At 67.2% G+C, this 12,557-nt stretch carries 9 protein-coding genes and 5 pseudogenes; 5 read left to right on the top strand and 9 right to left on the bottom strand.

Translation table 11 applies throughout. The features are described 5' to 3' along the window. Positions 1-67: 67 nt before the first annotated feature. The 5 genes and pseudogenes from AC0IX7_RS16735 (at position 68) to AC0IX7_RS16715 (ending at position 3,718) form a co-directional block, all read left to right on the top strand. On the top strand, positions 68-589 hold the full coding sequence (locus tag AC0IX7_RS16735; protein WP_471812931.1) for a DUF1993 domain-containing protein: 522 nt from the start codon (positions 68-70) through the stop codon (positions 587-589). A gap of 227 nt (positions 590-816) precedes the next feature. Continuing rightward, a pseudogene (locus AC0IX7_RS16730) lies at positions 817-1,344 on the top strand (acyltransferase family protein); the annotation flags it as partial. A gap of 53 nt (positions 1,345-1,397) precedes the next feature. Further along, positions 1,398-1,955: an acyltransferase family protein gene (locus tag AC0IX7_RS16725; RefSeq protein ID WP_471812929.1), complete on the top strand. Its 558-nt coding sequence runs from the start codon at positions 1,398-1,400 to the stop codon at positions 1,953-1,955. Beyond that, positions 1,952-2,872: pseudogene (locus tag AC0IX7_RS16720) on the top strand (isoaspartyl peptidase/L-asparaginase family protein). Before AC0IX7_RS16725 ends, AC0IX7_RS16720 begins: the two are co-directional and overlap by 4 nt. Beyond that, a pseudogene (locus AC0IX7_RS16715) lies at positions 2,869-3,718 on the top strand (S1/P1 nuclease). Before AC0IX7_RS16720 ends, AC0IX7_RS16715 begins: the two co-directional pseudogenes overlap by 4 nt. 161 nt (positions 3,719-3,879) lie before the next feature. Here AC0IX7_RS16715 and pal read toward each other — a convergent pair. The 9 genes and pseudogenes from pal to AC0IX7_RS16670 form a co-directional block, all read right to left on the bottom strand. Further along, a pseudogene (pal, locus tag AC0IX7_RS16710) lies at positions 3,880-4,406 on the bottom strand (peptidoglycan-associated lipoprotein Pal). 51 nt (positions 4,407-4,457) lie between these two features. Next, positions 4,458-5,828 carry a Tol-Pal system beta propeller repeat protein TolB gene (gene tolB, locus AC0IX7_RS16705; protein ID WP_471812928.1) on the bottom strand — a complete coding sequence of 457 codons (1,371 nt, stop codon included), beginning with the start codon at positions 5,826-5,828 and terminating at the stop codon, positions 4,458-4,460. 220 nt (positions 5,829-6,048) lie between these two features. Then, positions 6,049-7,083, bottom strand: a complete 1,035-nt coding sequence (locus tag AC0IX7_RS16700; RefSeq protein WP_471812927.1) for a cell envelope biogenesis protein TolA — start codon at positions 7,081-7,083, stop codon at positions 6,049-6,051. Positions 7,084-7,093: 10 nt separating this feature from the next. Continuing rightward, a complete protein-coding gene (tolR, locus tag AC0IX7_RS16695; protein ID WP_248523964.1) occupies positions 7,094-7,531 on the bottom strand; it encodes a protein TolR in 438 nt (145 codons plus the stop codon). 115 nt (positions 7,532-7,646) lie between these two features. Then, on the bottom strand, positions 7,647-8,339 hold the full coding sequence (tolQ, locus tag AC0IX7_RS16690) for a protein TolQ (protein WP_248523962.1): 693 nt from the start codon (positions 8,337-8,339) through the stop codon (positions 7,647-7,649). After that, positions 8,336-8,794 (bottom strand): YbgC/FadM family acyl-CoA thioesterase, encoded by a 459-nt coding sequence (locus AC0IX7_RS16685; protein ID WP_398457137.1) that lies wholly within the window; start codon positions 8,792-8,794, stop codon positions 8,336-8,338. The genes tolQ and AC0IX7_RS16685 overlap by 4 nt, the downstream gene beginning before the upstream one ends. Before the next feature lie 136 nt (positions 8,795-8,930). Continuing rightward, entirely contained in the window at positions 8,931-9,662 is a 732-nt protein-coding gene (locus tag AC0IX7_RS16680; protein WP_471812925.1) for a hypothetical protein, read from the bottom strand. Positions 9,663-10,075: 413 nt separating this feature from the next. Beyond that, a pseudogene (locus AC0IX7_RS16675) lies at positions 10,076-11,061 on the bottom strand (NAD(P)H-dependent flavin oxidoreductase). Between the two features lie 130 nt (positions 11,062-11,191). After that, positions 11,192-12,445, bottom strand: a complete 1,254-nt coding sequence (locus AC0IX7_RS16670; RefSeq protein WP_471812923.1) for an aspartate kinase — start codon at positions 12,443-12,445, stop codon at positions 11,192-11,194. Positions 12,446-12,557 lie beyond the last annotated feature (112 nt).

The following is a 12,557-nucleotide window of genomic DNA, read 5'->3' as shown; positions in this document are numbered from 1 at the left end:
GCAAGGACGGCGCTGGCAGGCGCCGCGAACGTCGGCCATAGCGGCGCGACACATAGGAGCCCGGTCGATGACGCTTTCCCTCTACGATGCGACGATCCCCTCGAACCTCCAGATCCTCCGCGCGGTCGACGCGTTGCTCGACAAGGCGGAGGCGTTTGCCGCCGAACGCGGCATCGAGCCCGCGACGCTGATCGACGCGAAGCTCGCCGACGACATGCTGCCGTTCGGCTATCAGGTGAAGTCGTGCGCAGCGCATTCGGTCGGCGGGATCGAAGGCGTCCGCTGCGGCACCTTCTCGCCCGACCGGTCGCCCTGGCCGACCGATTTCGCGGGGCTCCACGCCGTCCTGCGCGACGCGATCGCCACGCTGGAGGCGATCGACCGGGAGGCGTTCGACGCACTTGCCGACAACGACACGAAGTTCGAGTTCGGGACGTTCGTCATGCCGTTCACCGGCGCGAACTTCCTGCTGTCGTTCTCGCAGCCGAACTTCTATTTCCACGCCACGACGGCCTACGCGATCCTGCGCGCGCAGGGTGTCCTGATCGGCAAGCGCGACTTCATGGGCACGCCGCGGATGAAGGTTTGAACTGAAAGCAGGCGCTGCGATGATTCTGATCCTCCCCGCAAGGGGAGGTGGCACCGAAGGTGACGGAGGGGGAGGTGAGGGCAACCGGTGTTCCGTGTCCTCCCCTCCGTCTGGCAATAGCCAGCCACCTCCCCCTGGCGAGGGAGGATCGCGGGATCACCCGTCCTGAGCACCACATCACCCCTAGCGCGCTTGCGGCACCGGCCCCCGCCCCGTAGGGCCGCGCGATGAATCGGCATTTCGGCATGGACTGGCTGCGGATCGGCGCGTTCGCCCTGCTGATCGTCTACCATATCGGCATGGTCTTCGTGCCGTGGAACTTCCACGTAAAGTCGCTCCATGTCGAGAACTGGGTGCGGCTGCCGATGCTCGCCAGCAACGCGTGGCGCCTAACGTTGCTGTTCGTCGTCTCGGGCTATGCCAGCCGCGCGCTGCTCGCACGGTCGAGCGGCACCGGCGGGTTCTTCGCCAACCGCTGCAACCGGTTGCTGGTACCGCTGGTCTTCGGCATCGCGGTGATCGTGCCGCCGCAACCCTGGGTCGAGCTGGTCACCAAGCATGGCTATGCAGGCAGCTACTGGACGTTCTGGACACACGATTATTTTCGCTTCGAAACGCTCGCCGGGCTGTCGCTGCCGACCTGGAACCACCTCTGGTTCGTCGTCTATCTCTGGGTCTACACCACTATCCTGACGCTCGGGGTGGTCGTCGTCCGCGGCGACTGGCTGCAACGTGCGTTCGACCGGGTATTCGGTAGCTGGGCGGTCGTCCTGCTACCGGTCGTCTGGCTGGCGTTCGTCCATGGCTGGTGGATGCGGATGGTCGGCGATACGCAGGCTTTGTGGGCGACTGGATCGCGCACGTCACCTATTTCCCCGCCTTCCTGTTCGGCTTCGGCCTCGCGCGGTCGGAGCCGGCGATGGCGGCGATCGCAAGCTGGTGGAAGGTCGGCGCGATCGCAGCGCTGCTGGCCTATCTCTGGATCATCGGCGTCGAGTTGCGCTGGCCGGCGGATGTCCCGACGCCGCGCTGGGTCTACACGCCCTACGGTATCGCGCACGCGGTCGAGCAATGGGGCGCGATCGTCGCGCTGATCGGAATCGCCGAGCGACACTGGAACCGCGATCATCGCTGGCGGCCGATGCTGACCGAGGCGGTGTTCCCCTTCTACCTGATCCACCAGACGATCATCGTCCTCGTCATGTTCGCGTTGCTCCCCGCCGGCCTGCCGGGCGGGGTGGAGTTCGCATGCCTGCTGGCTGCGACGATCGTCGGCTGCGTCGCCTTCTACTGGACCGGTCGCAGCATCGCGCCGCTCCGTCCCCTCATCGGCCTTCGCGCCCTGCCTTCGAAAGACTCAGCATGACCTGGACCCTCGTCATCCACGGCGGCGCCGGCAAACTCGATAGCGAGATGGTATCGCCCGAGCAGGATGCGGGCGCGCGCGCCGGCCTGTCGCGGGCGCTCGACGGTAGGGTCGAAAGTGCTGGCGGATGGCGGCAGCGCACTCGATGCGGTCGAAGCGGCGGTGCGCGTGCTGGAGGACGACCCGCACTTTAATTCAGGCCGAGGGGCGGTCTTCACGCATGACGGCACGCTGGAATTGGACGCGGCGATCATGGACGGCCGGACGCGAGCCGCCGGCGCCGTTGCCGCAGCCACCGCGACGCGCAACCCGGTCGGACTCGCGCGCGCGATCCTCGACGACGGGCGCCACGTATTTTCGCCGGCAAGGGCGCCGATGCGTTCTCGCGCGATCGCGGACTGCCGCAAGCCGATGCCGACTGGTTCGCGACCGACGAACGCCGGCGGCAGTTCGCGGAGTTCCAGGCGGATGGCGGCGGGTTCGACGTCGACATGAAATACGGCACGGTCGGCGCGGTCGCGTGCGACACGCATGGCCACGTCGCCGCCGCCACCTCGACCGGCGGAGTCACCGGCAAGCGCTGGGGCCGGATCGGCGATACGCCGGTAATCGGCGCGGGCACCTTCGCCGACGATCGCGCCTGTGCGGTATCGTGCACCGGCTCGGGCGAGTTCTTCCTGCGAGTTGGCGTCGGTCACGAGATCGCCGCGCGCGTCCGCCTGTCAGGCGAGCCGCTGCAAGTCGCGGCCGACGCGGTGCTCGCCGAAGTGAAGGCGCTCGGCGGCACTGGCGGCGTCATCGTCGCCGGGCCGGGCGGCGACATGGCGTGGGGCTTCAACACAGTCGGCATGTACCGCGGCACGGCGTCGTCAGCGGGTAGCCGGACGGTCGCGATCTACGCTAACGAAGCGGCATGAAGCGCTATCTCCTCGCCGCCGGGGCCCTGCTCGGCCTCGCCTCCCCGCCACCGCGTTCTGGGAGTATGGCCACCAGACCGTCGCGCAGATCGCCTATGCCAACGTCACGCCCAAGACCAAGGCCGCGATCCGCAAACTGCTGGCGCAACAGGCGTTGCTCGACACGCCCGAATGCCCGGCGGGCACGATCGAGGAGGCGAGCGTCTGGGCGGACTGCATCAAGCCGCTCAAGACCGCCGACGGCAAGTCGCGCTTCGGGTTCGCGTATAGCTGGCACTACCAGAACGCCGACGTCTGCGCGCCGTTCGACCTGACGCCTGCCTGCAAGGACGGCGACTGCGTCTCGGCGCAGATCGACCGCGACGTGACATTGCTGCGGGATCGCGCCGCGTCGCAAAGGACCGCGTCCAGGCGCTGGCGTTCCTGATCCACTTCGTCGGCGATCTCCACCAGCCGCTCCATGCCGGCGACCGCCACGACAAGGGCGGCAACGACGTGAAGGCGGATTACGGCATCTACGGGCCGGCGCGGTTCAACCTGCATTCGATCTGGGACGGCCCGCTGGCGGAGCGCGCGATCTCGACGCCACCGTCGCTGGTGCGGCGCTATCCGGCGGCCGAGCGCGCGAAGATCGGCGCTGGGACGGTCGTCGACTGGAGCCGGGAGAGCTGGGAAGCGTCGCACACAGCGTATGCGGCGGCGCTGGGTGGCGACGCATGCGGCACGGTTCCGGCGCGCGTGAAGATGGAAGACGCAACGATCGCGAAAATGGTGCCCGTCTCGCGCGAAGAAATCCGCCGCGGAGGCATCCGCCTCGCGAAACTGCTCGACAAGGCGCTAGGCTAAAACCCCTCTCCCCTCCGGGGAGAGGGAGGGACCCGCGTGCCCTTGCGCGTGGGAGGGTGAGGGGCGTGAGGCTCGGACCATCAGCCCCAACAACCCCTCACCCTCCCATCGCCAAGCGGTTCCTCCTTCCCTCTCCCCGCAGGGGAGAGGGACAAGGCAGATTAGTTCAACACCACCGTGACCGCACGGCGGTTCGCCGCCCAGCTCTGGTCGTCCGAGCCCATCGCCACCGGCCGCTCCTTGCCATAGCTGATCGTCGTCATCCGCGACGACGACACGCCCTTCGCCGCCAGATAGTTCTTCGTCGCGTTCGCCCGACGATCGCCGAGCGCCAGGTTATACTGCGCGTGCCACGCTCGTCGGCATGGCCTTCGATCGTGATGCGCTGGTTCGGGAACTTCGCCAGCCACTGCGCCTGGCTGTCGAGGATCGCGCGGGCGGTCGGATCGATGTCGTACATGTCGAGCCCGAAATTGACCGTGTTCGAGCTCACCGAGCGCTGGAAGTCGGCATCCGACCCCGGCACGATCGCGCCGCCGACATTGCCGTTGTTCATCCCCGCATTGGGATCGACAGGCGCGTTATTGTCGACCGGCGCGGGTGGCAGCACGGCGGGGCGCTTCTTCGCACAGCCCGAAACGGCGATCAGCGCGGTACACGCGAGCAAGATGTTGGAAAGCTTCGACATAGATAGTCTCCCGTAGAAAATCACATTCCCCGTTATGCCCCCATAGCAGGTTCAGGGCCGCAAGGGGCCCCATGCCGGATCCGAGCCATCGAGCGGCGTCGGGATTTTCCGCTCGTTGACGCCGGTCAGGTCGACCGACCAGAGGTCCGCCTTGCCGCCGCTGCCGCGTCCCGAGCGATAGAAGTTGATCACGCGACCGTTTGGCGACCAGCTCGGCCCCTCGTCCTGCCAGTCGTTGGTGAGCAGTTTCTCGCCGCCCCCGCTCGGGCTCATGATGCCGATCCGGAACCCGCCACCTAGCTTTGTGAACGCGATCAGGTCGCCGCGCGGGCTCCACACCGGCGTGGCGTAACGCCCGCCGCCGAAGCTGATCCGCTGCTGGTTCGATCCGTCGGCGTTCATCACGTAGATCTGCTGGCCGCCCGACCGATCGCTCTCGAACACGATCTTCGAACCGTCGGGCGAATAGCTGCCGCCCGTGTCGATCCCCGGCGAGTTGGTCAGGCGCTGCGGCGTACCACCCTGCGACGAGACGCGGTACACGTCGGTGTTGCCGCCCTGCGCCATCGAGAACAGGATGTTGCGGCCATCAGGCGAGAAGCGTGGCGCAAAGGTCAGGTTCGCGTTCGCCACCACAAGCCGCTGCTTGCCCGAGCCGATGTCGTAGACATAGATCGCCGGGCGATTGTTGAGATAGCTCATATAGACGATCGACTGCTGGTTCGGCGCAAAGCGCGGCGTCAGCACGATCGACTGGCCGTTGGTCAGGAAGCGGTGATTGGCACCGTCCTGATCCATGATCGCGAGCCGCTTGATCCGGCGACCCTTGGGTCCGGTCTCGGACACATAGACGACGCGGCTATCGAAATACGCGCCTTCGCCGGTGAGGCGGGTGTAGACCATGTCGGCGCATTTATGCCCTGCGCGGCGCCAGTCCGACGGCGACACGACGAAGCCGGTACGGGTCAGCTCGGCCTTGGACGACACGTCGTACAGGTAACAGCCGACGGTCAGGTTGCCGTCGCCGTTCGCGCGGATGAAACCCTGCACCAGCGCCTGTGCGCCTGTGCTGCCCCAATACTCGAACCCGGGCGCGGTGACTTCGGGGAAGCTGACCGGGCGAAGCTGGCCGGGGGACAGCGGCGTGAACAGGCCGGAGTTGCGCAGGTCGTTGGTGACGATCTCCGCGAGCTGGCGGCCGAGCACGTCGGTGGAGCCTGCTGGGGTGGAGACGACCGCAGCGGTCGGCATGACGGGAATCGCGATAGGCATCGGCGCGGAGATGCCGCCGGTGACGTCGACCACGAGGCCGCCGGACTGGTCGCCTGCTGGGGCTGGAGCTGCAGGGTCGGCAGGGGCTTGCTGGGGTGCTGGAGCGGGTGCGTCCTGTGCGTAGGCGGCACTGCCGGAGACGAACGCCATCAACCCAACCGAGGCAAAAATCGAACGAGCCCTACGCCCACCCAACACCACCCCGGCGAAGGCCGGGGCCCAGTTGGGGGACGCCGCTGAAGGAGCGTTGCGCATCATTACCTCCACCTTCCCACTGGGCCCCGGCCTCCGCCGGGGTGGCGGTCAAGCTGGGGGAAGACTGGCGGTGAAGGGAAAAACCCCAGGATCGATCGAGTCATAACGGACATCCTCAGCCGGGAAGTTTGTAGCGCAGGCTGAAATTGCTCCAGCCGTTCTGCACGTCATACAGGTCGTCGGGCAAACCGCGTAGCGGCGAACACCCGACGAAGGTCGCGATCGCCAGATCGTCGACGCGGTCGACATAGCGCCGGTTGTCGTCGTCGACGCCCGCGTGACCGGTGATCGTCGGCCGCGACTTCAGCGTGCCGTCGCGGTTGAGCTTCAGGTTGATCGTCACGCGGATCCGCTCCGCGCCCGGCCCCGGCGTGACCTGGCGGTTGGCGCAGGGCTGCACCTGCCGCAAAATCGCCGAGCCGATGTTCGCCGCCGCCTGCGCGCCGAGCTTGGCGGCCTTGGGCGCCTCCGACTTGCTCGGCGACGGATCGGCCGACAGCCCCTTCAGGAAATTGTCGCCGAGCCGCGAGCCGCGCGGCCGCGAGGTCTTGGCCTCCGCGGTCGAGCCGCTGCCCTTGGTCGAGGACGGCTTGGCGGGCTTGGCCGCACTCGACGACGACTTGGCGGCGGTATCCTTCGACGTCGTCGCAGTCTTCGCCGGCGCAGATTTCGCCGGTGCTGACTTGGTCGGCTTGGCCTTGGTCGGCTTTGGCTGCGGCTTCACGACAGGCTTCGCGACCGGAGCCGGCTTGGCGGCGGGCTTTGGTGGCGCGGGCCTGGGTTTGGGCTGCGGCTTGGCCACGGGTTCCGGCGCCGGTTGCGGCTTGGGTGCCGGTTTCGGCGGCGCAGGCTTAGGCTGCGGCGCAGGCGGCGTGGGATCGGGCTTAGGCTCCCGCTCAGCCTCTTGCGGGGCGGGCGGCGCGGCATCCTCGGGCGCACCCTCGTCCGGCGCGATCGATTGTGCGGGCGCCTCGGTCGATTGCGGCGCGGTCGCCTCCAGCGCGACGTCGGGCACCAAGCTCACGTCGATCGGCTGCTGGGTGATCTTCGGGGGTTCGGGCGCGCTGAGGAAGCCGAGCGACAACAGCCCGAACAGCACCGCATGCCCGACGACGGCAACGCCCAGGCCGATCTTCTCCGAACGATCCATCAGCCAGCCATCAGTTCTGGTTGCCCTCGACGGTCACCAGCGCGACGCGGTTCAGCCCGGCGCGGTTGAGTTCGCCCATCACGCGCATCACGCGGCCGTAATCGAGCTTCCGGTCCGCGCGCAGCAGCACCTGCGGCTCGTCCCCGACCGCGCGGCTGGCGGCGATCGACGCGAGCCGGATCGGCAGCGCGTCGTCGGCGACCTGATCCTGGTCGATGAACAGCGCGCCGGTCTCGTCCATCGAGATCTCGACGGGTTTCTGCTCCTGGTCGAGCGCTTTCGCGCGCGCGTCGGGGAGGTTCACCGGCACGCCTGCGGTCATCAAGGGCGCGGTCACCATGAAGATGATCAGCAGCACCAGCATCACATCGACCAGCGGCGTGACGTTGATATCCGCCATCGGCGCGCGCCGACCGCGGCCACGGGAGGAAGGAAGGTTCATCGCCACCTTACTCCCTCCCGCTCGCGGGAGGGCTCGGGGGAGGGCAGTGCCGCGATAGCCGTACGAGGAAGAGATAGAAGCCCCTCCCTAACCCCTCCCGCAAGCGGAATGAGAAGGCCGCTCATCGCGAGCCGTCCAGTTGGCGCGAGAGGGTCGTGTGGAAGCCGTCGGCGAACCGGTTCAGGCTCGCCTCGATCCGGTTGATGCCATGCGAGAAGCGGTTGTACGCGATCACCGCGGGTATGGCCGCGAACAGGCCGATCGCGGTCGCGAACAGCGCCTCGGCGATACCCGGTGCTACCACCGCCAGCGACGTGTTCTGCGCCGCCGCGATGCTGGTGAAGCTCCGCATGATGCCCCACACCGTGCCGAACAGCCCGACGAACGGCGCGACCGAGCCGACCGTCGCCAGCACGTTGAGCCGGTCTGACAGCGTGTCGATCTCGCTCGCGACCGCTGCGCCCATCGTCGTCGCCAGTCGCTCGCGCGTGCCACTCTTGTCGATCGTGCCGCCCGCGGTCGAGCGCCGCCACTCGGTCACGCCCGCCGCGAACACGCGCGCGGACGGCAAGGCGCTCTCGCCTTCCGCCTTATAGAAGACGTCGATATCCTCGGCCTTCCAGAAATCGCGCTCGAACCGCACCATGTTCTTGCGCGTCTTGCCGATCCGCCGCCAGAACGCGACGATCAGCGCCCAAGTCCAGATGCTGGCGAGCAGCAGCCCGATCATCACGCCCTTCACGACCCAGTCGGCCTGCAGGAACAAGTGGATCGGCGACAGCGTCGCGCTATCCATAGTCAACACCGGATTCATGCTTCCCCCTGCCAGACTAGGCGTTCGTAGATATCGATCCATGCGCGTGGCTGGCGGCGTGGGCGACCGTTGGGAGCGACCAATGCCGCCACAATGTCCGCCTCGGCCAAGACAAGCCCGTCGCGCATGACCCTTTGATGAATGGCGACCCCGGCTGCGCGGACCTGCACGATCCGCGAGACGACCAGCAGTGCGTCGTCGAGCCTGGCGGGCGCGGCATAGCGGATGGCGACGCTGGCGATCGCGTAGGAGCCCTCGCCTACCTCGAACGCCGCGCGCTGGTCGATCCCGCCCACCCGCAGCATGTCCGAGCGTGCGCGCTCCATGTAGCGCAGGTAATTGGCGTGATAGACCGCACCCGACAGGTCGGTGTCCTCGAAATAGACGCGCACCGGAAACCGGTGCTCGCGCCCTTCGAAGCGGCCTTCCGCCGGACGATCTGAAACCTCAGCCATTCCCGCGGCTGTTAACCCAGTCTTCGCAGGGAAGCCAACCATTGCCTGCAAGATGTTCGCGGTAACGCCTCTCTACTATCCTCCTCCTGGCGGAGGAGGATCAAAGGATTTTACTGGAAGACGCTGGCGTCGAGCTTCAGGCGGGGCTGCGCGGGTGGCACCGGCTGCGAGATCGGCTGGAGCCGGGCCTGGGTGATCGTCTGCACCGGCATGTTCGACGCATATTGGCGCGAGGCGACCAGCTGCGGCTGGACCGGACGCACCGTGCGACCGCGCCATGCATCGACCGCGCGGTAGAAATCGGTGAACGGACGCTCGAGCAAGGGCAGGTTCTGCGCGGCGAACGCTGGCAGTGCCTCGGCGGTAAGACCCGTGCTTTGCGCGAGGACGACGCCTGCCGCCGCGCAGAACTCGTCGCGCGCGGGGACTGCGAGAAGAAGTTGTACAGGCGCGTCATCGAATCGTCGTAGCGATCCTGCCAGTCGCCGCCGCCAGCCTTGTATTCGCTGGCATAGGTCGCCTCGGCCTTGGCGAGCACCGGCTTCTGCGCCGAGAGCAGCGCGTTGTAGCCTGCGACGATCGTCAATTCCTGCGGCCCACGGCAGGCAAGCGCGGCGACGTTGAGCGCGGCGCGGAGATGCCAAACCTTGGCGGACGTCGTCAGGTTGCGATTCGGCGTGGGATAAGTGCCGTCGGCCAGCGCGACCGGGATGACGATGGTCGGCGAAGCGCCCTTCGGCATCGTCGGCGCGGGCACCGGGACCATTATGACGGGCGGCGCAACCTGCGCGACGGTCCGCGGCTTCGACGTGCAGCCGGCCAGCAGGCCCAGCGCGGTAACGGACAGCAAAGCAAACCGACGACTCATCGCAACCACCTCGTAACGTCCCCCGACGGGACACTCTATGCAGGGATTAGGTTAACGAGACGTAAGCCGTACGTGGTTTGCGGTGAGTGGAGAGGGGGCGGGGTTGGTGGCGCTCGACTAGTCCACCCCGGCGTAGGCCGGGGCCCAACTGGAAAGGTCGCAGTAACGGAGCGCCCACGTGGATCAGCAACGTCTCCCAATCTGGGCCCCGGCCTTCGCCGGGGTGGTGCTGATGAATGTCTAGGAGCGAGGCATGACCGAGCTTAATACACACATGCTCTGCAATCCTCCCCTGCAAGGGGAGGTGGCTGGCGCTTGCCAGACGGAGGGGTGACACCCTCTCGATGGCGGGTCACCCCTCCGTCAGCCCAAGCGGGCTGCCACCTCCCCGCCGGGGGAGGATCAGAGGTGTTTCAAACCGCGCGTGCTTCTAGCGCAGCCGCCGCCTGCGCCATGAGCCCGCCGATGATGTCCGCGACCGGCTCCTCGCGCTTGACCATGCCGACCGACTGGCCCGCCATCACCGAGCCATGCTCGACATCGCCATCGATCACCGCACGACGCAGCGCGCCCGCCCAGTAATGCTCGATCTGCAACTGCGCCTCGGCCATCTCCACGCGCCCACCGTCGAGGTGCCCGGCGACTTCGCGCTGCTTGGCGGTGAACAACTCGCTCGACGCGTTCTTCAACGCACGCACCGGGATGACGGGAAGCCGCGCATCGATCTGCACGCTGGCGATCGCATCGCGTGCCGAGGCGCGGATGAACGCCTTCTTGAAATTGGTATGCGCGATCGATTCGGTCGCGCACACGAACAGCGTGCCGAGCTGGACGCCCGCCGCACCCATGTCGAGATAGCCGGCGATCGCTTCGCCGCGACCGATCCCGCCAGCGACGAACACGGGAACCTGCTCCGCGATCTCGGGCAGCATCTCCTGCGCGAGCACGCTGGTCGAGACCGGGCCGATATGGCCGCCGGCCTCCATCCCCTCGATCACCAGCGCGTCGACGCCGCTACGGATCAGTTTTTCGCGAGCGCCAGCGCGGGCGAGAATGCGATCAGCTTGGCGCCGGTTTCCTTGATCGCCTCGATGCTGCCCTTGGGCGGCAGGCCACCGGCGAGCACGATGTGGCCGACCTTGTGCTTGGTGCAGACCGCAATCAGCTCGAACAGATCGGGGTGCATCGTGATCAGGTTCACGCCGAACGGCTTGTCGGTCATCGCCTTGGTCGCGGCGATCTCGGTATCGAGCAGCGCGGGCGTCATCGCCCCGCACGCGATCACGCCGAACCCGCCCGCGTTCGAAATCGCCGAGACGAGGTGACGCTCGCTCACCCACGACATCGCGCCGCCGAGAATGGCGACCTCCGACCCGAGGAACGCGGCGCCGCGCGCCATCCGGCGTTGCAGCCTCTGCTCCTCCCGTCTTGCGGGAGGGGTCGGGGAGGGTGTGCCTGAGGCGCGGACATGTCGGTCATGCGCCCCGCCTAGCTCCTCTCGACCCCTCCCGCAAGCGGGAGGGAGAGTTTTACGCCGCATCCTCGGCATCGAGCCCGTACGCCGTATGCAGCACGCGCACCGCGAGCTCGGTATAATCCTCTTCGATCAGCACGCTGACCTTGATCTCCGACGTCGCGATCGCCTGGATGTTGATCCCGCGCTCGCCGAGCGTGGTGAACATCGTCGAGGCGACGCCCGCGTGGCTGCGCATGCCGACGCCGACCACAGAGACCTTGGCGACGCGCGTGTCATGGACGATCGTCGCATAGCCGATCGCGTCCTTGGCCTTGTCGAGCACGTCGAGCGAGCGCGCCAGATCGGCTGCCGGCACCGTGAACGTCACGTCGGTCGAGCCGGTCGAATGCGCGACGTTCTGCACGATCATGTCGACGTTGATCCCCGCCTCGGCGAGCGGCGCGAAGATCGCGGCGACCGAACCCGGCCGATCGCTGACCTGAGTCAGGGTGATCTTCGCCTCGTTCTTGTCGTGCGCGATGCCGGTGATGAGCTGGCGTTCCATATCGTCGATTTCCTCTTCGCCCACGATCAACGTGCCACGATGTCCGTCATTGGTATCCCCGTCTTCGAACGAAGACAGCACGCGTACCCGCACATTCTCTTTCATCGCCAGGCCGACAGACCGCGTCTGCAACACCTTGGCACCGACGCTGGCGAGTTCCAGCATCTCTTCGTACGTGACCTTGCTCAGCTTCCGCGCACGCGGCACGATCCTGGGGTCGGTCGTGTAGACGCCGTCGACGTCGGTATAGATGTCGCAACGATCCGCCTTCATCGCCGCCGCCATCGCCACCGCCGACGTATCCGAGCCGCCGCGGCCCAAGGTGGTCACGCGCTGGCCGTCCGCGACGCCCTGAAAACCGGGAATCACGGCGACGACGCCCTCGGCAAGGCTCGCGTCGAGCGCGGCCGTGTCGATCTCGCCGATGCGGGCCGAGCCGTGCGCGTCCGACGTGTTGATCGGCAACTGCCAGCCGAGCCAGCTGCGCGCCTTGCAGCCGGCCGCCTGGAGCGCGATCGCGAGCAGGCCGCTCGTGATCTGCTCGCCGGCCGAGACGACGACGTCATATTCCTTGGCATCGTACAGCGACGACGCCTCGCGGCAGAAGCCGACCAGCCGATCGGTCTCACCAGCCATCGCGGAGACGACGACGGCGACCTGATTGCCCGCGTCGACTTCGCGCTTCACGCGCGCGGCGACGTTGCGGATACGCTCGATCCCAGCCATCGACGTCCCGCCGAATTTCATCACGATACGGGCCATTGGCAGCGCAAATCCCTTTGGGTCGAAGCGGCGGCCCTGATAGGTAGCGCGCATGATACTGGCAAGTGACACCGTAAACGGCGCAACAATCGATCTGCGCGAGGCCGCGCAT

Source organism: Sphingomonas sp. AC411 (assembly GCF_979253035.1).
Note: the sequence above shows the minus strand (reverse complement) of the source record. Positions and strands in the feature narration are given on the sequence as shown.